This is a genomic window from Microcoleus sp. POL10_C6, from assembly GCF_036701585.1.
Lineage (GTDB): Bacteria > Cyanobacteriota > Cyanobacteriia > Cyanobacteriales > Microcoleaceae > Microcoleus.
The window spans coordinates 49,422-74,143 of sequence record NZ_JAUBRB010000018.1; the positions used below are offsets into that span (position 1 = coordinate 49,422).

Below are 24,722 nucleotides of genomic sequence, written 5' to 3' on the forward strand. Positions count from 1 at the left end.
GAGATAGGTGGAGAAGTGGTTAGCTATCCTCTACTTTTAGGGCTGATGCCTGTTGGTTAAATTTTTCTAGTTCGCAACAATTAATACCTTTTGCTTCCAGAAGTGCGATCGCTTCTTTATTCTCATTTTCCAACAAAATTCGACCGTAAAGTCGACGTGTCAAAGCTAACCACTGAATTTCGCTCAACTGTCCAATCAGTGTAATTTCTGGGCCGTCGGAAACATCTAAATCTTCTTGCATTAAAAGATTCATCGCCACGCTTGATAAAGCGAGATTAGCATCTTCGTCAGAAATGTTACTATTGTCTACCAGTAAAGTCATCTTGCTTTTGTCTGGGTGAGTTGCGATCGCCCTCACTACTCGTTCCAATTCTAAACCAAGAGACTCTTCTGGCTGCGTCCAATCTGGAAAAATAATTAGATTAATCTCTTTCAAGTTTAAACGCACTAGAGTTGCGTCTATCAGGGCGGAACTAACCGTTTTCGCCATTTTTGACCAAGAGAACTTTTTGGCTTGTTCCAACCCAGCCGCAATCAATGAGTTGCGAACCTTCGGTTTTTGTACCTCGCAAAGTGCATCGGCTAAACCCTCAACGTCCTCATCATCCACATATAAAGCTGCTTCTCCTGCCACTTCAGGAATCGAGGCATTAGGACAAGTAATGACGGGACAACCGCAGGAGAGTGCCTCCAGTACAGGCAAGCCAAATCCTTCATATTTCGATGGATAAACCAGTGCAACAGCACCGGCATAAGCTAATCTCAACTCCTCATCATCAAGTTGAAGCTTGTGAACTACAGTACCTAATGTATAATTTCTAAACTCTCCTTCTAATAAAACTCCACTCCCCGTACATACTATTTCAAAACCTTGTTTACTTGCAAGTTGAGCAAATGCGCGGAAGAATAAAATAGAATTTTTATAACCAGCTCCACCACCAACCGAAATAAAATATGGTTTTGAAATTCCGTACTTCGTTTTAAAACTACTAATCTCTTCTTTACTCGCTGACGAGAAAAGATTTTTAACTCCGCAATGAGCTACAGTTACCGATTCTTGGGCAAGGGCTGGGAAAAACCTTGTTAAGTCCCGTGCTGTACTTTCTGAGATAGCAACATATGCAGAAGCATGGCGGATACCGTGATGCTTTTCCCTCCACATGGCTTCATCTAAATTCGTCGACCAAACTTCTGGAATCATGTCATATGCCATAAACACCGAAGGTGTTGATAGCGGTGTCGTGTAGTAGGAAGAGATAAATAAAACAGCCTCTTCTTCATCGCAGACTGCTTGCAGCATTTCGCGATCAGCATCGGTTGTTCCGTAGTTATAAGCTGCTATAGTACGGTATCTGATACCCAAGATTTTGGGCGCTGTTCCAGCCCTGTCAAGAACTACAATATGCTTAGCAAAACCATTTTCTGCCCATTCTTCTAACAATGAGGACCATACACGAGCTATCCCTGTTCTGTAAAGCTGGAAGAATACGCCATCAACAATGATTTTGGGACAAGAATTATAATACTTTCTTATAAAAATTTTTCTATTTTTAAAATGTAAAGCAAGTTGATCGATTCGTCCGTCTCGACCTGTAGCGTTTGTTATATGGCGAATTAACCGATTTGCATCAGGAACAGGGGTCAATGAATAGCCTGCCAATCTTGCCCGATGAGACAAGTCCACATCATCCCAATATCCAGGCCCATAGTCTTCGCACCATCCTCCCAACGCCTCTAACAAATATCTTTTAATACACAGCGCCCAACCTTCTAAATAAAATTCTCCTAGTTCATTTTGCGCTAAAGGTCCAGCTAAACCTTCGGCAGCCAAATTACACAAATATTCAATCGGTGAATCTATTATTTCCACGTCATTATTTAGGTGAATAATATACTCACCATTTGCTACCTTCGCTCCCTGATTGTTTGCTGCCGCAAAGCCTCTATTGGTCTCATTTCGTAGCAGCTTAATCTTCTGTCGCCTGCAAAATTCTTCCAATGCTGTTTTTCCTTTTGGTGCGCTACCATTATCAATAAATATTATTTCGGTATCGGGTAAGTATTGGAGATTTTGTTCCCACAGTTCTAACAATTCACTGTGATCCCACCAAGGTACAACTATGCTCGCTAAACACTTAACTGCACTCGTGAAGTAACCTTTACTTGCTTCAACCCAAAAGCAGCTCTGAGCATGAGACCAGTAATTACTAATCGTGATATTTTGAAAACCTGTGGCTTTCAGCAATTGTTGCAGTCGAGGCGCAGTAAAGCCCGTCTTGTGAAACTCGCCAGGGTGGGTCTGCAACCCAAATATAGTATCTAATTGCCAACCCCATCGTTCATCTTCTGGCTTAGCTAACCACTGCTGCATACACCATTCTAGATTTGGTAAATTCATCACCAATTTACCGTCTGGCTTTAAAACTCTTGCCCATTCTTGAAGAGCTAGTGGCACTTCAAATTTTCCAATATGCTCCAGCATATGTTCTGTAAAAATTTCATCTACAGAGTCACTTTCAAAGGACAGATTAAAGATATCCATTTGAATAACGCCTGAAGCATAAACATATTGGTCTATATTAGAGTATCCCTCCTTGATGTGTGTCCCACAGCCAATATGTAACTTTACTAAGTTGTCGTTTTGCTTCATAATTTCTTCTTTTTTGGAATAACAATTTTTTATCTTTTCTATTTTTAGGGAGCTGGTATGTTTCCCTACTAGAATCACTCAACTTTCCTTAAAGATCGCCCTCCTCTCCCCCTATTCTCCTGCCTCTTACTTTTTCCCCTTCGCCTGCCCCAACAGCGCCTTATAATCAGCTCTGTTGGGATTTAGCTTCACCAACTTCTCCAAAGGCTCGATCGCCCCCACCTTATTATTCATCTGCAACCGCACATTTGCTAACCCCTCCAGAGCCGTCTGATTCTGCGGTTCCCGCTGCAAAACCGTCTCATATCCCCGTTCCTGGGCCCCCAGCAAAGATTCCTGGGAAACAGCTACTGGAGCAGATTTTTGCTGGTGCTGGCTGCTCAAACCGCTGCTGAACAGACTGAAAATACCAAAAATCGCAGAACCACCAAACGAAACCATTGATACAAACGCAAAAATCTGCTTAGTTCGATCGCCCTTATTAACTGGACGAGGGCTAGATTTTTTCTGTGTACTTTCCATTGCTAACTCTTGGCCTCGCTGTTTTCCCGGTACTCCCAAAGCACCTATGTCTAGAATGCCCAAGTTCGATCGCAAAACGATCGCCCCTCACCATTTAAAATTGGAAACCAATTTTAGCCCCACACAAAATCTCATATTTGTCAAGGACATTTAGGTGACAATAACACGCGGACGATCGAGATCGATGAAGCGCGATCGCACCCTTACTTTTTAGCCGTTACTCTCTGACATTTCGCCAAACCGAGATCGGTAACGCGGTAGCAAAGATGTGAGTTCAGGAGCACGCTGGCGTTCCGCTTCTAGTGCTGAGGCTAATTCCTCAGAAAGCCGATATAATTTTTCTTCTAATTTTGTTGCAGTCATGCCGATCGCTCCTTAATTATGGTTATTTTTAATCTAAAACGCCCTTGCTGACTGGATTGTGCAATCAAAATGGGATTGGATTAAGGGCCGAAAGGCCGATCGACCTTTCACACCTTCAAATGCCATCAGGATCGATGCCTTGGCTTCTCAAGTATGCCATTAGTCGATCGGCCCTCTGGCGTTCCTCTTCGGCCCTCTGGCGTTCCTCTTCGGCACGCTGGCGCTCCTGTTCCACCCGTTCCGCACCCCACAACAGCAAATTGCCATTCTCATCCCACCAGCGCAACCAATAACCCGTTCTCTGAGATTTTTCACCTTCCCAAACCCCCAGAAATAAACCCATCGATTCTATCCAGAATCGCTGATTAGCATCCGGTTCTTGCAGTTCGTATTCTCCCGAAGTCGAGAGTCTGTACACTTCCACTACTCCCGATTTCGGTTCAAAAATTACATAAATCGGCACTTGCAAAATTCGCTCATAAAACCGCCATTTTCCGTAAGGATATGTCGGTTTATTTGAATATTCACTGCCGTCAGTATCCGATAAAAACTCCATCACTACAGCAGGTACTTCTCCCTCAGCATTGCGCGTATAACTGCGGCGAACTTCTCCTGGTTCTGCTGGCAATACCGAGGGAACGTACACCCAATCCGGGGCTTTTACTACTGTTTTGTCGTTAACTTTGGCACACAGTCCAAAATTGGAAGCTATTAGCATTGAAGCTAGGATAAATCCTGCGAGATCCAAGGCTTCTCGGAGGGCGGCGGCTAAAAGTGGTTGGTCGATGTTTTCCACAGGCTCGTCGGGTAATTTAAAGTCGTCTGGCAATTTTTCCCAAGTCACAATATACTGAAGTCTGGTTGCGTTCGGTTTCGATAATGTTTGCGTCATTGGTTTTCCTTGTTTCGAGTAAAAGAGTTTTTTGTTAATAGGAGTTGGACAATAACTTTAAGGCAGGGTGCGAAAGGCGCACCTTATTAACTAGCTGTAATCGGGGTGGGTATTGCGCTGATTATTAACTAGAGTAGCTCGCGAATCTTGTGCAATTGCGGTTATTCAATGATACCCTGTTTTAAGGGGTATTTTATGGATCTACTGCTTCTGCTGACCTGGCCGTTTTAGAAGGTATAACAGGCAATTTGGGCTGTTTTTGCAAGCTGGGAAATCCCGGCTCTACTGATTGATTTCTGGCAGGCGTACTCGCATTTACTTTCTCAGAAAGGGGAGCTAATGTTTGAGTGACTTTAACTTGCTGTCGCAGTTGTTCTGTCGAGCCTAACAAGCCTCCTAATCCGTTGAACAACCTGCGAATATTGTTGCGGAAAGCCGGATCTCCCGTCAAATCATCCACGTCGGAAGTAATTTTTTGCACGTTCTGAAATGTAGCTCGTGCAGAATCTAGAGTTTGCTGCAATAATAGCAAAGTGGCGGGATTGTTTACCTGGCTGGATAAATCTCGCAAATTACCAGAAGCTTGGGCAGCATTCGCTGATAAAACTTCTAAATTGTTCAGCAATTGTCCTTGGTTGATGCGATTTATTGTCGGACTCAAACTGCTAACAGCTACGCGCAGTTCCTGACTGCTTTGATTGATGTTATTCAGAGTTGAGACTAAACTGGCGCGGTTGGTTGTTACTAAAGAATTGAGTTGGTTGGCTGTTAATGTAACTTGATTGGCTGCTTGACTTACTGAATTAGCAGAATTTATCGCAGCGGCAGATACGGCTTTTGTGGAAGTGTCCGCCGTAGCTGCCACTTTAGACACATCAGCGGCGACTGCTGATATTTCTGTCTTGAGCGATTGATTTAAGGTGTTTGCTTCTCCCTTTAATGATTGATTTAAGGTGCTTGCTTCCCCCTTTAATGATTGATTTAAACTTGCTATTTCGGTTTTAACAGATTGATTTAAACTCCCAATGTCTCCCCTTACTGATTGATTTAAAGTTTTTATTTCCGCTTGGGCAGTTTTAGTTAAAGTCGATAAATCTTGAGTAAGTTTAGCTGCACCTTTAGCTGTGTTGGCTGTATTCTCGGCAAGAGATTTAATATTGTTGAACAGCGCGGGGTCGGTGTAGAAATTAGCTAGGCGGACTGTGGATTTAATTAGTTCGTCGATAGTGACTCCAGCTTGACCTTTTAAGCGCGAATTTTGGCAGATAATCTCCGAGGGACAGTCGGCACTAACGGGATTGGCGGTAAGTAATGATTCTGGCAAAATCGAGTTGGGGGTAATGTCGATCGACGATTCGCCAATTAAACCCGATTTATTCGCTTCGATCGTAACATCCCTGGGAATCACTAAAGTACCGGGGGAAATCTCCAGCGTCACGTCTACGCCGTTGGAACCCGGTTTGAGGGCGGTAATTTTACCGACTGCCACCCCGCGATACCTGATGGGCGTGCCGATTTGCATTCCTTGGGCGCTGCCAAATTCTACGGCGAATTTGTAGCTGCGGTTCCCTACCTGCACGCCCCGCAGCCAGAGCACTAAGCCACCAAATAAACCGATTCCTACTAAAATTAAGAACCCGACAGAACCTTCTCTTACAGTTCGCGATCGCATATTACCTCCTTAGTCATTAGTCATTGGTCATTAGTCATTGGTCATTAGTCATTGGTCATTGGTCATTAGTCATTAGTTATGGGTTATTAGTTATGGGTTATTAGTTATTAGTCATTGGTCATTGAGCATCATTTTTAGGGGATGACCCGATAGATTGTAGGTATGAGTTTAATTGAGGGGCTAAGTCATTAATGATTGCTGTGAATGTATTTACTTGTTGAACGGTTAAAAGGTTTCGAGTGTAAGCTCGTCTCAACCAGTGTTGAGTTTCATATAAAGAACCTCTAGCTATCTTGACAAAGCGTCTGTTGTCTTGATAACTGCCTCGTCCCACTCCTTCTGCTATGTTAGCACCGACGCTATCGGCTGAACGGACAATTTGTTTGCCGATCGTATCTTTGGCAAATGGCTCCCAAGTCTTAACAGTTTGCCAAATTTCATCTGCTAGTCGTTCTGATAATTTATAAACTCGCAATTCCTGAAAACTTTTTGTTGCCATATTACCCTCGACCTTAATGACTAATAACTAATGACTAATGACTAAGGAATAATGACAATTGACTATCCAAGCGCTTGAATTGGCCCAGTAACACTGCCACTAAAAAATTGTCTGATCAGCAAATTATCTGTCGATGCAATGTCATTGACAGTTCCCTCCCATTGCACTTTGCCTCGATAGAGAAACACGATGCGATCGGCGGTGCGGCGGATGGTACTGTCTTGGTGAGTGACGATCGCATAAGTGCTGCAAACACCTTGGGCCGCCTGCAAGTCCCTGATTAAATCTTCAATTACCGTCGAAGCGATCGGATCTAAACCCGCCGTCGGTTCGTCGTACAGCAAAACCTCTGGATTATCCCTGTCATTATCAGGATTCGCCATGATCGCGCGGGCAAAACTTACCCGCTTCCTCATTCCCCCAGACAACTGCGCTGGATAGCGTTCGCCAATTCGCGGCAAACCCACCATCTCCAACTTTTCCTCCACCAATTCCCGAATGCGGCGGCGCGGCAGCTTAGAATGCTGGTAAAGTAAAAAACCGACATTCTCCTCCACCGTCAGCGAATCAAACAAAGCCGCTTGCTGAAACACCATCCCAATTCCGATCGGATCTGCCACGTCGTCCACCCATCCGACCCTGCGCTGTCCCTGAACAAAAACCTCACCGGCATCCGGGGCCAACAAACCTGCAATTATCCGCAGAATCGTAGATTTCCCCGTCCCGGAAGGGCCAATAATTGCCAGGGCCTCTCCCCGATAAATCCTCAGATCGACTCGATCGAGGATCGGGTTCTGGCCGAAGGACTTACTTACCCCCTTGAGTTCGATTAGTGGCTCAGCCATAAAATGTTATCAATAAGTTATCAGTCCTCAGTCCTCAGTCTACCTAATGACTAATGACTCCTGACTAATGATTAATGACTAATAACTAAAATTGACTGGCAAATCAAAACTCTCTTGTATTGTAAATTTGTCAGATCGATCTGTTCCAATACCATTAAGACTAATTAACCATGTCAATTAGTTCACTTCCTAAAGCCCTCCGCGTCTTGGCTAAAGCCAAGCAGGTTTTTGCCCAATCCAGAAATCCTTACCCCCCTTCTTTGCGGAACGGGCGAGTTCACCAGTGGTTTAAGTGGTTAGCCCCCGGGCTGTTAGTGAAACGGTGGCTGCTGATCAGTGCCAGCGGCGTGGTACTTGCCACTTTGGGTTTAGCAATTTGGACTGGGATGACTCCCATTTTCTTCTTATTGCAATTGTTGAGAAATTTTTTGGCGTGGATTGCGGAAGTTATTCCCAATTACGTGTCGGGGCCGATCATCATTGCTGGCGGGATTTTGTTAATTCTGTGGGGGCAAACTCGCAGTTTGAACTCTATTACTCAAGTGCTGATGCCCGAAGGGAATGAGGAATTGGTCGATCGACTTCTCAACCACCGCCGCTTGCACCGCGGCCCGAAAATTGTGGCAATTGGGGGCGGTACCGGTCTTTCTAATTTGCTCAGGGGATTGAAGGATTACAGTGCCAAAATCACTGCTATTGTCACGGTGGCGGATGATGGGGGGTCTTCCGGCCGGCTGCGGCGGGAAATTGGGGTATTGCCACCCGGAGACATTCGCAATTGTTTGGCGGCTTTGGCAGATGAGGAAAAGTTATTGACTGAGTTATTTCAATATCGCTTTCAGGCCGGTGACGGTTTGATGGGTCACAGTTTTGGGAATTTGTTTTTGACGGCGATGAGCGATATTGCTGGAGATTTGGAACAGGCGATCGCCGCGAGTTCTAAAGTTTTAGCAGTTAGGGGAGAAGTGCTGCCGGCCACTCTGAGCGACGTTTCTTTGTGGGCAGAACTGGCTGACGGCCGCAGGATTGAGGGGGAGTCCAGCATTACAAAAGCTAACGGAAAAATCCTCAGAATAGGCTGCACTCCTGCTAATCCTCCGGCGTTACCGAAGGTGGCCCAAGCACTTCGGGAAGCGGATTTTATCATTATTGGGCCGGGGAGTCTTTATACGAGTGTCATTCCGAATTTGTTGGTGCCGGAAATTGCTGATGCGATCGCCAACAGCGAAGTTCCGCGCATTTATGTGTGCAATATTATGACTCAGCCGGGGGAAACCGACGGATACAGTGTTGCAGACCACATTCGGGCGATCGATCGCGCTTGCGGCCGGCCCCTGTTCGATGCTGTAGTAGTTCAAGGCAAAGTCCCTTCTGCAAAGGCTTTGATCCGCTATTCTCAGGAGAATTCTTATCCGGTTGTGCTCGATCGAGAAGCCGTAACGCAATTGGGGCGGCGAATTGTCATCGCAAATGTGATGGATGAAGATAAAAATACGGGTTTAATTCGCCACAATTCTCAAAGGTTGGCGGGGATGTTGCTGCGTTGGTACGGCCGCGCGCACAACATTTAAGCTGCTGACTGTTGACTGTTGACTAATATTATTGGTTATTGGTTATTGGCAGCCGCCAGCGAGTAACAAATAACAAATAACACATAACAAATAATAAATGACTAATGACTAACTATTGAAATGAAAACTTTGCTTCCCGATTCTGAGGCTACGCGCAAGTTTGGTGTTGCGTTAGGTCGAGCGCTCCCCGCCGGCACTCTAATCTTATTACAAGGAGATTTAGGTGCGGGCAAAACTACCTTGGTTCAAGGCATTGCTGAAGGTTTAGGAATATCAGACTCGGTTGAGAGTCCTACTTTTACGCTGATTAACGAGTATTTTGAAGGGCGAGTTCCGCTGTATCATCTAGATTTATATCGATTAGAACCCGAAGAAGTGGAGGCTTTGCACTTAGAAAGTTATTGGGACGGGTTAGAAATGGATTTGGGAATTGTGGCGATCGAATGGGCGGAAAGATTGCAGTACAAGCCAGAAAATTATTTGCAAATTTCTTTGAGTTATCTAGATAACTGGCGGCAAGCTGAAGTAATTGGTAATGGCGACTTATTGGATTGGCAATTGGAAGTTTGAGAAAAGGCGATCGAACTTACTGCGTCGGACGGTTGACTCCAATCAATTTCCCCCTCAAAGTTTCCTCACCAGCAATAGCATCATTGATGCCTGTTGCCAACCTTTCTAGATTTTTATCGTCTGTACACACGATAATAGCAGCATGATTTGGTTGTTGAGTATGCAAGCGAATGAAATGCCGACGATTTTGCGTCATAACCGCCCGATCGTTATTCACAGCAAAGGCTAATACTTCGGGGTCATCATCTCCCGCATTTCCTGCCTCTTGAATAGTCAGGGCATCGTGACCAAAATTTCGCAGCAATGCCACAACAGGAAACGGGAACTGTTCATCTGCATAGAAACGTGCCATAAATTATACTTCCTGCATCATTGCTGCTGCTTCTTCTCGGAGTGCTGTTTCAATTTCTTCTGAGTTAGCCTCAGCATAAGTCCAGACATTTACTAAGTTTGCAGCATTCAACTGGGGATAAAATTGTAGAAGTTCAGCATCGCTTGAACCTTGACGACGTAAACTCACGAACAGCCAAACGGGAAGTCGAGTTTTGGCAATGCAAGCATCGCCGCCACACACGTCGGGAGTCTTGGTAATTCCTGGCCAGCTATTGTTTAAACTTTGGGTTAAAAGCCCGATGGCTTCAGCTTTCTCAGTCGGAGTTAAGGCCAGGAGTTGTGTTTCTAGTTCTTGGAGAAGCATGGGTAAAATCGCCTTTGCGATGCAGGAATACCCAATTATAACACTTGAGTCAAATCCATGCTTACTCAGCGTCAAATGTCAAGGCTTCTCCCCTCACATTTGTATCCAATTTACCATTCTCAAAAACAACTTTTCCTCCCACAACAGTCACAACTGGCCATCCAGTCAAACTCCAACCTTCAAAGGAACTCCAGCCGCACTTGCTCGCCATCTCTGCTCCGATCACCGGGCGGTAGTTCTCCAAATCAACTAAGACTAAATCGGCGTCAAAACCCGGAGCAATCGCCCCTTTGTTCGGAATCTTATAAGCCTTAGCAACAGCCGCCGACATCCAATTAGCAACTTGAGCAACTGTACATCTTCCCTCTACTGCTTGCGTCAGCATCAAAGGCAAAGAAGTTTCGACTCCGGGCATTCCCGACGGCGTATTTGGATATTCTTGAGCTTTTTCTGCTAATGTATGCGGCGCGTGGTCGGTGGCGATAAAATCAATTACCCCGTCGAGTAAAGCTTGCCAAAGTATTTCGTTATCGCGGGGCTCGCGCAAAGGCGGATTCATCTGAGCTAAACTGCCAATAGTTTCATAAGCGCTGGTATTTAACAACAAATGCTGCGGCGTAACTTCTGCTGTCACCCAACTCGGTTTTTCCTGGCGCAAAAACTCAGCTTCATCCCCCGTTGAAAGGTGCAGAATGTGCAGTCGCCGCTGATATTTATTAGAAAGTTTTACTGCTAGTTGAGTTGCCAATAAAGCTGCTTGATTGTCTTGAATTTGCGAGTGAACTGCAATATCGGAAATCCCGGCAAATTCCTGACGCCTCTGGTTGATTCTAGCTTGGTCTTCTGCGTGTACCGCAATTAGCCGATCGCCCTTGGCAAAAATCTGGTCTAAAGTTGCTTCTCCATCCACCAACAACTGCCCGTGCATCGAACCCATAAACACCTTAATTCCCGGAGTCGGATTCGCATTCAACAAATCCGGCAAATTCTCTGGCGTTGCACCAATAAAAAAGCCGTAATTCACCAAACACTTCTCGGCAGCGCGACTTAGTTTATCATCTAAGGCAGCTTGGGTTGTGGTCAGAGGTCGCGTATTCGGCATTTCCAGAAACGATGTCACGCCGCCTTTAGCGCAAGCACAGCTAGCCGTAAACAAGTCTTCCTTGTGTTCTAAACCCGGTTCCCGGAAGTGTACCTGGGGATCAATTACTCCGGGTAACAGAGTTAAGCCTTTCGCATCTATTTCTCGATCGCCAGATTCGACAATTTCCGCAGCAACCTTGACAATTTTGCGATCGCAGATTTGCACATCTCCTACCAAAAACTCACCGTTGGGCAAAAGAATGCGAGCGCGACGGATTAACAAACTTGATTTGGGAGTCATAAGATATCATTAATTGAGTAAACAGCGTGCTAGCATGGAAGCATTATTAAGTTTATAATTCGTATCCAGCTCAGTCACTACAATACACTATGACTCGTCTAGACAAGTCAGCCGACGAAAAACCTCCGCAAGACACCGAAAATCCTTGGATCGAAGGAATTAAGACGATCGGCTTAGCAGCATTTTTAGCCTTTGGTATCCGCACCCTGGTTGCCGAAGCACGCTACATTCCCACCGGCTCGATGCTCCCAACCTTACAAATTAACGATCGATTAATTATAGATAAGGTCAGCTATCGATTCCAAGAGCCCCAGCGAGGAGATATTATTGTATTTATGCCTCCCGATCCGGCTAGTTTGTGCACGGGACAGCCGCCACCGATCAAAGATGCCTATATCAAGCGAGTGATCGGACTGCCGGGGGACAGTGTGGAAGTCAGAGAAGGAAAAGTTTTTATTAACAAGCAGCCGCTACAGGAAAAATATATTGAAGAAATTCCGCAGTATCCCTACGGGCCTGTAGTTGTAGCGCCAAATTCTTACTTGGTACTCGGCGACAACCGCAACGCAAGCTGTGACAGTCATTATTGGGGCTTTGTACCCAAGCAAAATATCATCGGTAGGGCAATTGTGCGTTTTTGGCCACTCAACCGCACAGGTTCGATCGACCCCACGCCCCTTTATCCCGCTAAAAATTAGCTCTAACGGAAGGAAGAAGGAAGAAGCAAAAAAGCCCATTCAATAATAGCAATGATTTGGGTGATTAAGAACATCCTAATCGTCGTATCGTTTGCTATACAAAACGCTAAGGATATTAGATCCCCGACTTCTTCAAGAAGCCGGGGATCTAAGCTGACTGGCTGGATCAATTCTCAAATCTAAAATCTAAAATTTAAAATCGCCTGGCGTTTCGCGATCGAGAACTTTCACAACTTTGTTATACATCTCCTCAGCTTGTTGCGGCGAATTGCCGATACTCGTCACTCCCAATTTGCCAAACTCCGACAAACAACCCATTAAATGAAACACACTGCCCGTCTCTGTACCGCTGTCAAAGTGCAGTTGATTGTCCGCAATAATATCCATCAAATCGTTCGGTAATAATCCCCGATAGCGCTCTTTTTTCAAATTGTCCGAAGCGACATAATATTTCGGACGGCCCTGCTGGCTATAAAATAATCCGGTAGTACGCTCGTAACGACCGTTTGTTAACAGTTTCAAAGCCATAAACGGATGAGTTGTGCCTCCTTTACGTAAGTTAATTTCTATTGCTTGAAGATCCCATTTTCCGTCGGATTGCTTTACAGCGAGAAAATCTACTCCAAATCTTTCTAAAGCGCCTTTTTTAGCTAAGTTTTGCCCGACTTTCCATCCCAATTCTTGCAACGCCAGCCGGTAAGATTCGTCCGCCGGAAATCGGCAACCCAAGAAAATTTGGCCGTCTGGGCCTCCTAAAATCTGGTCGTGAGTGGAGAGGATTTCTACTTCGCCGCTGGGAATAATTCTGCCTTGAACGCTGGGGGAGAACTTTTCTTCTCCTTCGATAAATGCTTCGGCAATTGCCCCTAATTCGGGAATGCGGCTGCTAAAGTTGTCCCAGGTTTCGCCTTTGGATTGAAAGCGTAAATTATGGAAGTGATCGCCAATTGCCTTTGCTCTTTCTGTAGGCGCTTTACCTGCCAGGGACTTCAGGTCTAAAATTGCATTCCCTTCCCCCGAAAAACCTTCATTTAACTTAATTACGATCCGCTGCAAATGTGGCTGCCGTTCCCACAACCCTGCGGCAGCTTCTGCTAAATCTTCCGCATTCCAAACCAACTCGGAACCGTCAGGATAAGGCACGCCACATTCTTGGAAAATTTGCCTGCTACCGCTTTTTGTTCCCCAGTATAACAGATCGGGATCGCTGGCCCACAAAGGAATCCCCAATTGAACAGATAACTCGCGTTCTAAGGGCGTCGAGTTATAACAAACCATATAAGATTTTTTCGGCCGTACTGCTTGACGAATGCGCTCCATCAAGCGGGGGCGCTCTAAAATTTTCTGGGTGAGGGATTTGGCAGAAGCATCGTAAGCACTGAACAGCAAAAGCCGATCGCGCGCGTGAGAAAACGGAATTCCCGGCAGCAATTGCAGGTAATAATCCACAATCATCGGGTGCAAGGGCTCCGAGGTAATGTAAATTAAGCGCGTGTGGGGATTTCGCAGGCGAATCAATGAAAATAAATGTCGCTCTTCGTAGTGGTAAGCACCCTCAATTTTCCGCATTTCTTGCTGATCTAAGCTGACAGAAGGAATGATAATAATGTCACAATCTCCGCTGTCGAATTCTTCTATCGCTCGCCAACGCTCGCGTAATTCTGTCTGAAGATTGCGAAACTTCTGCGCGGATTCGGAAGATGATTTATTTAACTCTTGCATTGCTTTTTATCCTAAGTATTCAAATAATTATTGCTGATCGTGCCGGGTGTGTCAGCCCCAATATTTGAGACAACTCACACACTTTTTTGTCTAACGCACCTTACCGGGAGAATTGACAAAAATGCCAAAATAGTGATTTAAGGTGCGTCAGTCGAAATATTTGAGGCCACTCAAACAGTTTTTTCTGCCCACGCCCAAAAACCGATAGCGTGCCACGTAATCCTATCGTGAATATCCAAAAATTTTAGACCAAAGTTTAATCTCCCAGATTCATCTGTGGAATAAATCTAAAATCTAAAATCTAAAATCCACTGACGCACCCTACTGGGGACGATCGTCTATTTCTCTCAATCTGCTCTAAGAAGCTCGCCGCGCTCGAAAAAGTCTGGCATACTGCAATATTGGCTCTAAGCGGCGTTGATTTTGCTTGAGAGCCGATCGCAATTTTTCCGAGGGGCGGAACACCAGGGGAGCCGAATATTTGTTCAGCATCTCGATTTCTGGCGACTGGCTCATCAGCATCAGCCGCACGTCTTTGTCGAGCAAATAACTCAGAGACAGCAAATCTCCCATGTTCGTAAAATCGTTGCCGCGATCGCTAATTACAATTGTATCTTTAATCGATCGGTTAGCTATCGCCTCTTTGTTAATAATTTTCGCAACTTCAGCATTAAAATAGCTCAAGTCTTTGCTCCACCAAGTATCAGAAAAAGCGCTGACAGTACAGGATGCTATACTTGCTGTAAAGACCAGGGCTAAAATGACTTGCCAAAACCGCTGCTGAGTTTTCACGTTACTGGCGAGCAAGTAAGCAACTGCTAGCTGCACTCCCGGAAAGCACGAAATCAGATAACGGCTGACTGCCGAACGTTTGCCACCTAGGATGAGATCCGGTAAAGCCAGGAGCAAAAAAGGTACAAAAATTGATATTACAATAAACAGCCAAGTTGAACTGCTAGTGCGGCGGCAGATTGTGTAAAGGGCTGCCGCAAATAACAGCCAAAATGGCAATCTCAGCAGATAAGTCCAAATATTATCAAACCCGAAGTCGAAGTCAAAAAATAAAGCTGTAAAGCTGAGTGTCCACAATTTGACAAGATACAGCCAACCCGGAGATACTCGCGTCCAATCTGTCGTAGCTGATGCTCGTCCCAGGTTGGTCGCCAGCACGTAAATCCAGGGGATATACAATATTAAAGCTGCTGTTACTGCTAAGAAAAATTGGGAATTAGTTACGTGACCGGGCAATTTTGTTTTTTTGACAAACAACCAGTAAGAAATTATAAAAACTCCGTGTCCAATGAGTGTTAAACTGAAGAAAGGATGAGTGTAGAAACCAAGGGCGATCGCCAGCGAGTAAAATACCCAATTTTGCCAATCCCGCAACCGCACTGCTCTCACCAGCAGCCCACTGCTCCCAATAACTGTGGCTGTCAGCAAACTGTACTGCCTTGCTGTCTGAGCAAACAATATATCAAAGGGTGATAAAGCCAAAAGTGCTGTTGCTAATAACGCAGCCAAATTCGAGGCGAAAAGTTCCTGAGCTAAAGCGTACATCAAAGGCAGCGACAGCAAACTCAATAGTGCTGGCAAACTGCGAGATGCTGTTAGAGAACTGCCAAATTGCTGCATCGACCAACGAGCCATGAGAAAGTATAAAGGCGGATGCTGCGGGTCTTCTAGTGCTAAAGAACGAATGGTGTCTGCTTCTGTACTTCCCGGTTTAATCCGCTGATATTTTTGCAATTCTGGTGCGGGAAAAATCCGGTTTTGGAATAGTTCGTCGTCAATTTCTTGGCGGGTGAAACCAGCGGCGCGGATTGATGTGTAAGCTTCGTCGTGCCAGTACAGTTTGCGATCGATCTCAAAAAACCGAAATCCGATACCAAGTAAAATGCCGATCGCCAATAAGTTAATCAACCAGCGGAAATTTTTGCTATTGACAGATGTGTCTTGATGTGTTGTAGATGCCATGCTTGTCCTAATTGTGGCGATTACTTGTTACCAGGCTCTGCCTGGTAACACAGATCCGGAGGCTCTGCCTCCAATTTTAATGTAAGCTTTTCGAGGCAGAGCCTCGCTTACATCGGTTCCCAGACAGAGCCTGGGAACCAGTTAAATATCTTCTACATCTTGGGCATTCTGAAGGCGGGAGCAGGCTGAACCACCCCAAAATCAAGAATCTTCAACCAAATGCTCCCAGAACCTCCAGACCCCAAAAATAACTGCTAACATACGTGTTGTACAGTTAATCAACAAGCTCCGCAAGGGGTCTACCCGCGTACCGCAAATGGCAAAAAAAGAAGCGTCTATAAAAACTTCCACTGAAAACTCAGAAAAGCAAAAAGCTCTAACTTCCGTACTCTCCCAAATCGAGCGCAGCTTTGGCAAAGGGGCGATCGTCCGATTGGGAGACTCCACTCGCATGAGGGTAGAAACCATTCCCACCGGAGCCCTGACACTAGACATTGCTTTGGGCGGCGGTTTGCCAAAAGGTCGAGTTATTGAAATTTACGGCCCGGAAAGTTCCGGTAAAACCACTCTAGCTCTCCACGCGATCGCCGAAGTCCAAAAATCCGGCGGTATAGCAGCCTTCGTCGATGCCGAACACGCCCTCGATCCCACCTACGCCTCAGCTTTAGGCGTGGATATTGAAAATCTCTTAGTTTCCCAGCCGGATACCGGCGAAATGGCCCTAGAAATAGTCGATCAACTCGTCCGTTCCGTCGCCGTCGATATCGTAGTAATTGACTCCGTAGCCGCCCTCGTCCCCCGCGCCGAAATCGAAGGCGACATGGGCGACTCCCACATGGGTTTGCAAGCGCGCTTGATGAGTCAAGCTTTGCGGAAAATCACCGGCAATATCGGCAAATCCGGCTGTACCGTCATCTTTCTCAACCAATTGCGGCAGAAAATCGGCATAACTTACGGCAACCCGGAAACCACAACCGGCGGTAACGCACTCAAATTCTACGCCAGCGTGCGGCTCGACATTCGCCGCATTCAAAGCTTGAAAAAAGGTACCGAAGAATACGGCAACCGCACGAAAGTTAAAGTTGCTAAAAATAAAGTTGCTCCGCCTTTCCGCATTGCCGAATTTGACATTGTATTTGGCAAAGGCATTTCTACTTTAGGCTGTCTGACTGACTTGGCCGACGAAATGGGAGTAATTCTGAAAAAAGGTTCTTGGTATAGCTACAACGGAGAGAACATAGCTCAAGGACGAGACAAAGTGATCCAGCACATGGAGAAAAACATCGATTTCAAAAATGAAATTGAGGAGCTAGTTAAAAAGAAACTTGAGACAGGTGCTCTGGTTTCTGCTAATTCTGTCGCTCCTATTGAGGTAGATGATGTAGATGATGTAGATGATGTAGATGATGTAAATGATGAGGTAGATGATGTAGATGGTTTGGACGAAGAAATCTAAGTTTTTTAGTCCTCAATTATTACTCGTTTACTGGTTGTTTACTGATTGTTTACTCGTTACCAGGCTGGAGCGAAAGTAACACTCAACAGCTACCTAGAGCCTCGAATTTAATTTTCGCTCGCGAGGCTCTTCCTCTAGGTATCGGTTCCCAGGCTCCAGCCATAGAACCAGTAAATTGACCGGACATGATATGAGATCGGGATTGCCGAATATATTGCGGATTGCTATACTTGTACAGTAAGTAGTACAAGTGTCAAGTACATGAATATTGTTTCTTTTAGCGAAGCGAGAAATAACCTCAAGGCTGTTTTAGACAGAGTAGTGGAAGATACGGACTATACCATCATCACTAGACGAGATGCGGAGGATGCGGTGGTGATGTCGCTAGAGTTCTTTAATAGTTTGCTGGAAACAGTTCATTTACTCAAATCTCCCGCCAATGCTGCCCATTTGGAGCGTTCTATCGCTCACTTTAAGCAGGGGAAAGTGGTAGAGCGAAATTTGTTGGATGACTAGAAAGTTAGCCTGGACGGATGAGGCTTGGGGCGATTATTTATATTGGCAAGGGCAAGATAAGAAAACCTTAAAACGAATTAACAAGCTAATTGAGGCAACAATCCGATTGCCGTTTGAGGGGATCGGAAAGCCCGAACCACTGAGGGAGAATCTGGCTGGTTTTTGGTCGCGGCGAATTGATGATACGAATCGATTAGTTTATGCTGTGGATGACGAGTATCTAACGATTATCTCTTGTCGATACCACTATTATGATTGACATCCTCCTTGGCAGGCTGTAGCTATGGTGCGGCGTTTTTGTTTAACAGGAAAGTCGGCGTTTTTTTGAGCAGTTTAATTTTAATTTTATGACGATAGCGAGTTTCTATTTAACGGGCGAGCGTAACTTTTGTCACGCTATGTAACTTTTGCAGGATAAACAGGGATGAGAGGGTACTCCTTTGCATGGCAATTGTTATGCAGTGATCGATTGTTTAGCAGTGAAGCCACAAAATAACGCGGACTTTTTATTTAAATTGCATATTCGAGGCGGGCGGGACGCCCACCCCACTCATTGTTTTATTGTTTTTTGACATACAATTTAAATCCACAACAGCTTATCCCAACAGAATTGTTTTCAAAATACTCCTTCTAAACTGGATTCATGTCTTTTGGTCAGCCGCGTGGCTCTGACAGCGGAACTGGGAGCCTCTCATATTTGTAAAAATACTTCTTCTGGCTCCTTCCTTCTGCCTTCTGCCTTCTGCCTTCTGCCTCTGGCCTCAAAACTCCAATTTTGGGCTTGGCTGCTTTCATTGAGATGCTCCCTACTTACGATCACTTATTCAGGCATAGAAACTGGCTGAATGTATTGAGAATTAGCGCGCACATAACAGCCTTGTCTTGTGAGCAACCAGGGTTGACCGTTCGCCATCGTAATAGCATTTGCTCCCCTGAGTTCAGCAGCAACTGTATCTTTATCCGCGCGGTAAACTTGTTGAATTGCTCCGTTTGCGGTCTTGCGACAGTTGAGTTGTCCATCTCGCGAGGTGACTCGCCAAGCAGGCCAAGTTACAAAACCATTTGTTGGACTCGACCAAGTATTAGCATTGCTAGAAGTATAGTCGCCACTTGCATTAGGACGCGGTAAAGCTTCAACTAAATTTACTTTAAATGTCTGGCCAATAGAAGGACAATTTTCTCCTGCTTTCACCTTCCAAGTAACTTCGGCTCCCAATTGGCTGCTTCTTCCAACTTGACGCCTGACAATGGCAATATCTCCAGAACAAACAATTTTTCGGCCAGGGCCGGTCGCACTGTCTTTGAAAGTCCCATTGTAATAGTAAGAGCCTGCTGCTCCTTCGGAACGGGTAATTTGAATATTGCCCAAAAATTCCCGATTGCCTACTTTGGTCAAGTAAAAACCGCTGCGATTGTTTCCTTTTTCTGACAAGTTTAAAGTAGTTTTACCGTTAGGATTAACATAAGTGGTAGCGCTAGCAGCAGCGCACCAAATTAATGACACAACTCCTGTGGATAACAAAATGGAAAGTTTTTTCACCGCAACACCTTGTATGATATGAATCTCTACTTTATTTATAGCTGTTGGTGAAAATACTTGACCAGTCGCTCAAATGAGTGACACTCATTTGAGCGACAGCGCACTCGTCTGACCCTGCGTGCCGACTATCCCCGGCATCAACTCTGCATAACTTCACCTTGCTTCAGCTCTCTTCCACTCTCTTCACTTGTATGCACTTGCATCACGATGCCTACAAGCTTCAACTTCTGACTCATTGCAGGTTCCAATAATTAGCAGCAGAATAAATTTATATACGTAAGTAAGGGGGTTCCAATCACCGCTAAATACTGTGGATTTTACGGCTACTCCCCGGTGGGTCAAGTTGCGATTACAAACACTAGGGCGATTTTTACAGGTAGCAGATTTCCAATCTAAGAATACTTGTAAAGAAATGTAAAAGCTCCTGATCGCCGATTGGTTTGACAGAAAGTACGATTTTTAAGCGGAGTCGGTAAAAAAAGTAGTCTTGATTCAGCGCAAAAATGAACTTGACCAACACAAATTAATTTGCTCGAAACTTAAATCATTGTTGAATGGATAATAAATTATGGCTGACGGTCAATTAGGAGTTATATTAAAGATGGCTCAAACCATTAATCCTCAAATTGAGAGCGCTCGACACTTTGAAATAGACTTGGCAAAATTGCGCCAACTGCCAGCAGGAACATTAGGGTGCGAAGTGGCGCGATTTCTAGACGAACAAGGCTTTGAGCCGATCGCATCGGGAGACTGGATTCAGCGAAACCACGACGTTTAACGGGTTCTGACTGGTCTTTCAGCTTCAACAGAAGATGAATTTATACTTCAAGCGTTTACTCGTGCTCAAGTATTTCTTCCTTCTTGTGCGATTTTAGTGTTAGTTGGACTGATCAGCGGCAAATGCGTGATCGGACAAATTATCAAAGGCTTAAAACACGGAAAATTAGCCACTCGGTTAATTAATTGGGACGTTGCATCTGATTGGGAAACTTCTTTATATGAAGTTCGAGAAAAACTCGGAATTCTACCCTTAATTGATTAGATTTTCACTCATTACCTCATTACAAAAGTATGCAAAGCACAAGTTACAAACCGGAAATTAGCCTGAGTCCGCGGGAAAGAGCGATCGCGCAATTAGTAGCCCAAGGCCTGCCCAACAAATGTATTGCCAAAAATTTAAATATCAGTCACTGGACGGTTGCTACTTACGTGAGGAGGATTTTTATCAAACTCGGTGTTTGTTCCAGAACTGCGATGATTGCACTGCTGATCCAAGAAAATTTGCTCTGGGACTAATAAATAAGTAGGGTGCGTCAGATATTAAGAACGGGCAAGATACCCGTTCCACAAAAATTCAATCTTCTTGTGGAACGGGCAAGATGCCCGTTCTTATGTGCAAGCGTTAATTTTTTTCTATGCCGAAGCCACAGAAGGAGAAGAATTTCTCAGAAAACTCAGCAATTCTCGATTCACCGTTTGCGGCGCTTCCTGCTGAATCCAGTGACCACAGTGAGGAACTAATTTTAACTTAAACGGAGCCGTAATTAATCTGTCTAAACCTTCTACAAGTTTGTGGCTCAAAAACGCATCTTCTTCTCCCCAAAGTACCAAAGTAGGCACTGTCACAGGTTCTAATTTCTGCCCCAAATTCCAAAGCCTCTGCGGGTGAAACATCTGCCGATAATAATTGATAGCGGCGGCTAATACTCCCGGCTTTTCTAAAGCAGTCTGATAAATCTTAGTTTCCTCAGCGCTAAAAGATCCTTTGCGAACAGCTTGTCCTTGAAAAACATTGTGAACAAAATCTTTCAAGTTTTGCCGGATCAACAATTCGGGAAGGCCGGGAACCTGAAATGCCAAAACGTACCAACTGCGGCGGATTTGATCTAAATTGCTCGCCATTTCCTGCACGAATCGCTGCGGGTGCGGAGCGTTTAAAATTGCCAAGCGGTTGAGTTGTTCAGGGAATTTTTGAGCTAAGTGCCACGCAATCGCCCCTCCCCAATCATGACCTACAACGTGAGCTTTTGTATAACCGAGGCTCGAAATCAAACCGCGAATATCCGCGCTCAGCGTATCTAAATCATAGCCGCTTTCCGGCTTGTCGGAATCGTTGTAGCCCCGCAAATCCGGCACCACAACCTTGAAATGACGCGCTAAAGCAGGGATTTGATGACGCCAAGAGTACCAAAACTCTGGAAACCCATGCAGGAGGAGAACGAGCTCGCCTTCTCCTTGAGAAACGCAGTGCAGGCGGATGTTATTGGTTTCGACAAAGATGTGTTGCTGTTCGGAATCTAAAGAATTCATAGTTGGAAAGTTAGACTTATTTTCGGGAAGTACAGAACCCGCCGACTGGTAGCAGGCTAAAACTTCCCAATGGTGTTAATTTTTCTACTTTTATTGTAGCTGCTTTTCGGTTCCCGTCGGTGCAATCTAATGAAACTTAAAACTTGTAGGGTTTTTGGGTGCCCTGTCTTTTAGGTGTAACTTAGGTGTAACTACTGAGGTTAACTTTCTCACCTTAAATCTGTTGTTTTAACAGCGGCGCAAGCGATTCAATAATAGCACAATTTCGTCCGTTGCCGATCGCATTTTTGCAGTCGATAGGTCAGATTGATTGACGATAATGCTAAACACCAGCGGCTCGTAATTCGGAACTTCGATATATCCCGATAGCGCCGAAACTCCGCTCATAGTTCCTGTTTTAGCTTGCAAAATTACGCGGTTTGGTGTAATATTAAAGCGATTTTTCAAAGTGCCGCTCTCGCCAGCGATCGACAGTGACTGGCGGTAAATCGATGCAGCAGGTGAATTAGCCATCAATCTCAAAGTTTCCACCAAGGCTTCTGGAGTAATTAAATTGTGCCGAGACAAGCCGGAACCGTCGGCCAATATGTAGCTGTTTGGATTTACTCCTAATTGAGTTAAAACTGTCTTTAGCTCTTTCAAACCGCTTTCACCTGTATTCTCTTGTGGCACAGGCATCTTGTCTGTAACTTTTCCCAGCAATCTCAATAAAACTTCTGCATAAAGATTGTTGCTTTCGCGATTAGTTTCTCTCACCAATTGGGCCAGCGGCGGCGATTCAACGGTCGCTAATTCTTGATTTAAATTGCGAGAAGCCGATGCAACTAAAGCCTGTTTAACAGGAATTCCCTCTGCTGCCAGGGCTTGTTGAAAATACTGCAAAAAATTATTAGCGGGGTTGACAACGGCGACATAAGCTGATTCAGGTTCGCCACCAACTTTCAACTGTCCACTAACTCGAATTATAGGTCGATCGAACTCCCGGCCAACTTCAATAAACTCGGATTCGTTTTGAGCGACGGTAACAGTATTGTTCTGAACTTGCCACTGATTTGCCAGCTTTGGTTCGGCAAAAGTAACTTTCAGAGGTTGCCCAAGAGCCTGCGGGGACAATAGAAGGTCGATCGCGTTTTGATTGAAAATTAAACTGTTAATCGGCGCTCCGTAGCCAGCTTGCGCGTCTTCCCATTCCCAATTCGGATTGACTGCACTGCCTTGAAAATAGCTGTCATCGCCAATCAACTGGTTAACTTGACTGATTCCCCGCTGCTTCAACTGCTGCGCCAAAGATTTCAACTGAGCCTCAGCAATGCTCGGATCTCCCCTGCCGGCCACGTACAAACTGCCATTTTCGCCGCTGTAAACCGATGTCTTAATCCGAAAATCTTCACCGAGTTTCTGCAAAGCAGCCGCTGTTGTTAGCAGCTTGGCATTTGATGCTGGAATAAAATATTTTTGGGCGTCGCGGCTGTAGAGAGTAGTAGTAGAAGATAGAGGTTGAATCAAAATGCCCCAGCGCGATCGACTAAATTCGGGACGATTGGCGATCGCATCTACTTGCGCCCCCAATTCCCCAGGACAAATATCCCCAGCAACCGCCGAAGTTTGAGCCGCAACCGCCGACGGACGCCCCAGAATTAAGACTAACAAACTAAGCGCAATTCCTTGGATTTTCACAGTGCCAGTTCCTTAACAATAACTATTAAAATTAGATGCGCCAGAGCTTGGAAGTTTCACCGAATCAAGTCAATATTAATAATAATAACGCGCATGAATTCTCGGATTGAACAGCGCCTCTACAGGTTTTCCCCCTTTGAGGTGCTCTTCCACAATCAACGGTACATCACTCGGTTTAACTCGACAATACCAAATTTCGTCCGGGGTAACTCGCACAGTCGGGCCAGTGGTGCACTGTCCCTGACAACTACAGGCCTCCACTTTCACCCCGGCAACTTGTTGAGCTTCAAAAGCAGCTAGCACTGCTGCTGAACCATTTTTCAGGCAAGATTGATACTGGCAAACCAATACACAGCGGGCTTCTGATTGGGAGTCTGGTTCTGAGGTGGGAGATTCTGGCATTGGTAAGGATTTATCCGCTCTTTAAGATATCTTAACAATCTTGTCAGGCCGATCGCTCGCCGGAGTCCGGCAAAGGGCAGAATTTTACAGTGCGATCGAAAAAACAGCAAAATTCTGGCATTCAAACTTTTTCCTTCCTTCTACCTTCTAACGAATCCCTTCAGCAGAGCTGCCTTTCTTCAGTCTGTGTCACGCTTTGCCTATATGATCGATTTAGAGCAACAACTCAATCAACCGCTAATCATGCCAAAAACAGTAGCCGATGTAATGAGCCGCGAGCCGATTTTGGCGCGACCCGAAATGCCCTTGAACGAAGCGATTAAAATTTTAGCCGATCGACGCATTAGCGGTCTTCCCGTCGTAGATGAGAATGACTTGTTGGTAGGAGTCATCTCCGAAACCGATTTGATGTGGCGGGAAACCGGCGTAACTCCCCCCGCTTATATCATGGTGCTTGACAGCGTGATTTATTTGGAAAATCCATCTCGTTACGAGCGAGAACTCCACAAGGCTTTAGGACAAACAGTAGGAGAAGCGATGAGTACAGAGCCAGTTACCATCGAACCCGACAAATCTCTGCAAGAAGCTGCCAAACTGATGCACGATCGCAGCATCCACCGATTGCCAGTGCTTGATACTGCGGGCAAAGTAATCGGCATCCTCACTAGGGGAGATATTATCCGAGCGATGGCTGCCGAATCTTAAATTAACTGTTGCAGTTCCAGGACTGTATCAGAAAATAAGTCGTGAAGCGAAGCTATC

At 45.3% G+C, this 24,722-nt stretch carries 26 protein-coding genes; 10 read left to right on the forward strand and 16 right to left on the reverse strand.

What is annotated here, in order from left to right; all coding sequences use genetic code 11:
* Window positions 1–19: 19 nt before the first annotated feature.
* The 7 genes from QUA34_RS12310 to QUA34_RS12340 form a co-directional block, all read right to left on the reverse strand.
* Window positions 20–2,650 carry a glycosyltransferase gene (locus QUA34_RS12310; RefSeq protein WP_333386925.1) on the reverse strand — a complete coding sequence of 877 codons (2,631 nt, stop codon included), beginning with the start codon at window positions 2,648–2,650 and terminating at the stop codon, window positions 20–22.
* A 126-nt stretch (window positions 2,651–2,776) separates the two neighbouring features.
* Entirely contained in the window at window positions 2,777–3,247 is a 471-nt protein-coding gene (locus QUA34_RS12315; protein ID WP_333386927.1) for a tetratricopeptide repeat protein, read from the reverse strand.
* A 135-nt stretch (window positions 3,248–3,382) separates the two neighbouring features.
* Window positions 3,383–3,535 (reverse strand): hypothetical protein, encoded by a 153-nt coding sequence (locus QUA34_RS12320; RefSeq protein WP_333081485.1) that lies wholly within the window; start codon window positions 3,533–3,535, stop codon window positions 3,383–3,385.
* A 115-nt stretch (window positions 3,536–3,650) separates the two neighbouring features.
* Complete coding sequence (locus QUA34_RS12325) at window positions 3,651–4,427, reverse strand: Uma2 family endonuclease (protein ID WP_333386930.1); 777 nt, start codon at window positions 4,425–4,427, stop codon at window positions 3,651–3,653.
* A gap of 193 nt (window positions 4,428–4,620) precedes the next feature.
* Window positions 4,621–6,099, reverse strand: coding sequence for an MlaD family protein (locus QUA34_RS12330; RefSeq protein ID WP_333386933.1), 1,479 nt, complete (start codon window positions 6,097–6,099; stop codon window positions 4,621–4,623).
* A 118-nt stretch (window positions 6,100–6,217) separates the two neighbouring features.
* Complete coding sequence (locus QUA34_RS12335) at window positions 6,218–6,598, reverse strand: four helix bundle protein (RefSeq protein ID WP_333325816.1); 381 nt, start codon at window positions 6,596–6,598, stop codon at window positions 6,218–6,220.
* A gap of 62 nt (window positions 6,599–6,660) precedes the next feature.
* Entirely contained in the window at window positions 6,661–7,443 is a 783-nt protein-coding gene (locus QUA34_RS12340; RefSeq protein ID WP_333066584.1) for an ATP-binding cassette domain-containing protein, read from the reverse strand.
* 170 nt (window positions 7,444–7,613) lie between these two features.
* Here QUA34_RS12340 and QUA34_RS12345 point away from each other — a divergent pair, with 170 nt between their 5' ends.
* Complete coding sequence (locus QUA34_RS12345) at window positions 7,614–9,014, forward strand: gluconeogenesis factor YvcK family protein (protein ID WP_333081488.1); 1,401 nt, start codon at window positions 7,614–7,616, stop codon at window positions 9,012–9,014.
* Between the two features lie 120 nt (window positions 9,015–9,134).
* Window positions 9,135–9,584 carry a tRNA (adenosine(37)-N6)-threonylcarbamoyltransferase complex ATPase subunit type 1 TsaE gene (gene tsaE / locus QUA34_RS12350; protein ID WP_333325819.1) on the forward strand — a complete coding sequence of 150 codons (450 nt, stop codon included), beginning with the start codon at window positions 9,135–9,137 and terminating at the stop codon, window positions 9,582–9,584.
* Window positions 9,585–9,600: 16 nt separating this feature from the next.
* Here the strand turns inward: tsaE and QUA34_RS12355 are convergent, their stop codons facing one another.
* The 3 genes from QUA34_RS12355 to QUA34_RS12365 all read right to left on the reverse strand — a co-directional run bounded on the left by QUA34_RS12355 (window position 9,601) and on the right by QUA34_RS12365 (window position 11,665).
* A complete protein-coding gene (locus QUA34_RS12355) occupies window positions 9,601–9,936 on the reverse strand; it encodes a DUF5615 family PIN-like protein (protein WP_333325822.1) in 336 nt (111 codons plus the stop codon).
* A 3-nt stretch (window positions 9,937–9,939) separates the two neighbouring features.
* The gene (locus tag QUA34_RS12360; protein ID WP_333325824.1) at window positions 9,940–10,281 is read right to left on the reverse strand and encodes a DUF433 domain-containing protein; all 342 of its coding nucleotides are present in this window, start codon (window positions 10,279–10,281) and stop codon (window positions 9,940–9,942) included.
* A gap of 61 nt (window positions 10,282–10,342) precedes the next feature.
* Window positions 10,343–11,665, reverse strand: a complete 1,323-nt coding sequence (locus QUA34_RS12365) for a dihydroorotase (protein WP_333325827.1) — start codon at window positions 11,663–11,665, stop codon at window positions 10,343–10,345.
* A gap of 89 nt (window positions 11,666–11,754) precedes the next feature.
* Here QUA34_RS12365 and lepB point away from each other — a divergent pair, with 89 nt between their 5' ends.
* On the forward strand, window positions 11,755–12,363 hold the full coding sequence (lepB, locus tag QUA34_RS12370) for a signal peptidase I (RefSeq protein WP_333081491.1): 609 nt from the start codon (window positions 11,755–11,757) through the stop codon (window positions 12,361–12,363).
* A gap of 186 nt (window positions 12,364–12,549) precedes the next feature.
* Here lepB and QUA34_RS12375 read toward each other — a convergent pair whose 3' ends face one another.
* The gene (locus tag QUA34_RS12375) at window positions 12,550–14,085 is read right to left on the reverse strand and encodes a peptide ligase PGM1-related protein (RefSeq protein WP_333386938.1); all 1,536 of its coding nucleotides are present in this window, start codon (window positions 14,083–14,085) and stop codon (window positions 12,550–12,552) included.
* A gap of 357 nt (window positions 14,086–14,442) precedes the next feature.
* Window positions 14,443–16,059, reverse strand: a complete 1,617-nt coding sequence (locus QUA34_RS12380) for a glycosyltransferase family 39 protein (RefSeq protein WP_333386942.1) — start codon at window positions 16,057–16,059, stop codon at window positions 14,443–14,445.
* 316 nt (window positions 16,060–16,375) lie between these two features.
* Here QUA34_RS12380 and recA point away from each other — a divergent pair, with 316 nt between their 5' ends.
* The 3 genes from recA to QUA34_RS12395 all read left to right on the forward strand — a co-directional run bounded on the left by recA (window position 16,376) and on the right by QUA34_RS12395 (window position 18,290).
* A complete protein-coding gene (recA, locus tag QUA34_RS12385; RefSeq protein ID WP_333081494.1) occupies window positions 16,376–17,515 on the forward strand; it encodes a recombinase RecA in 1,140 nt (379 codons plus the stop codon).
* Window positions 17,516–17,776: 261 nt separating this feature from the next.
* On the forward strand, window positions 17,777–18,031 hold the full coding sequence (locus QUA34_RS12390) for a type II toxin-antitoxin system prevent-host-death family antitoxin (protein WP_333325836.1): 255 nt from the start codon (window positions 17,777–17,779) through the stop codon (window positions 18,029–18,031).
* Window positions 18,024–18,290 (forward strand): Txe/YoeB family addiction module toxin, encoded by a 267-nt coding sequence (locus tag QUA34_RS12395; RefSeq protein ID WP_333325838.1) that lies wholly within the window; start codon window positions 18,024–18,026, stop codon window positions 18,288–18,290. Before QUA34_RS12390 ends, QUA34_RS12395 begins: the two co-directional genes overlap by 8 nt.
* A gap of 561 nt (window positions 18,291–18,851) precedes the next feature.
* Here the strand turns inward: QUA34_RS12395 and QUA34_RS12400 are convergent.
* The gene (locus QUA34_RS12400; RefSeq protein WP_333081497.1) at window positions 18,852–19,571 is read right to left on the reverse strand and encodes a hypothetical protein; all 720 of its coding nucleotides are present in this window, start codon (window positions 19,569–19,571) and stop codon (window positions 18,852–18,854) included.
* Between the two features lie 568 nt (window positions 19,572–20,139).
* Between QUA34_RS12400 and QUA34_RS12405 the strand changes: the two genes are divergently transcribed.
* The 3 genes from QUA34_RS12405 to QUA34_RS12415 all read left to right on the forward strand — a co-directional run bounded on the left by QUA34_RS12405 (window position 20,140) and on the right by QUA34_RS12415 (window position 20,867).
* Window positions 20,140–20,349: a hypothetical protein gene (locus tag QUA34_RS12405; protein WP_333330487.1), complete on the forward strand. Its 210-nt coding sequence runs from the start codon at window positions 20,140–20,142 to the stop codon at window positions 20,347–20,349.
* A 96-nt stretch (window positions 20,350–20,445) separates the two neighbouring features.
* Window positions 20,446–20,613, forward strand: coding sequence for a hypothetical protein (locus tag QUA34_RS12410; protein ID WP_333386946.1), 168 nt, complete (start codon window positions 20,446–20,448; stop codon window positions 20,611–20,613).
* Window positions 20,614–20,642: 29 nt separating this feature from the next.
* Entirely contained in the window at window positions 20,643–20,867 is a 225-nt protein-coding gene (locus QUA34_RS12415) for a response regulator transcription factor (RefSeq protein WP_083888111.1), read from the forward strand.
* Between the two features lie 117 nt (window positions 20,868–20,984).
* Here the strand turns inward: QUA34_RS12415 and QUA34_RS12420 are convergent, their stop codons facing one another.
* The 3 genes from QUA34_RS12420 to QUA34_RS12430 form a co-directional block, all read right to left on the reverse strand.
* Window positions 20,985–21,881 carry an alpha/beta hydrolase gene (locus tag QUA34_RS12420; RefSeq protein ID WP_333330493.1) on the reverse strand — a complete coding sequence of 299 codons (897 nt, stop codon included), beginning with the start codon at window positions 21,879–21,881 and terminating at the stop codon, window positions 20,985–20,987.
* A 228-nt stretch (window positions 21,882–22,109) separates the two neighbouring features.
* Window positions 22,110–23,558 carry a D-alanyl-D-alanine carboxypeptidase/D-alanyl-D-alanine endopeptidase gene (gene dacB, locus QUA34_RS12425; RefSeq protein ID WP_333386949.1) on the reverse strand — a complete coding sequence of 483 codons (1,449 nt, stop codon included), beginning with the start codon at window positions 23,556–23,558 and terminating at the stop codon, window positions 22,110–22,112.
* Window positions 23,559–23,633: 75 nt separating this feature from the next.
* A complete protein-coding gene (locus QUA34_RS12430) occupies window positions 23,634–23,960 on the reverse strand; it encodes a (2Fe-2S) ferredoxin domain-containing protein (RefSeq protein WP_333386952.1) in 327 nt (108 codons plus the stop codon).
* Between the two features lie 204 nt (window positions 23,961–24,164).
* On the opposite strand from QUA34_RS12430, the gene QUA34_RS12435 reads away from it, so the two are divergent.
* Window positions 24,165–24,665, forward strand: a complete 501-nt coding sequence (locus QUA34_RS12435; RefSeq protein ID WP_333386955.1) for a CBS domain-containing protein — start codon at window positions 24,165–24,167, stop codon at window positions 24,663–24,665.
* The last annotated feature ends 57 nt before the right edge of the window (window positions 24,666–24,722 follow it).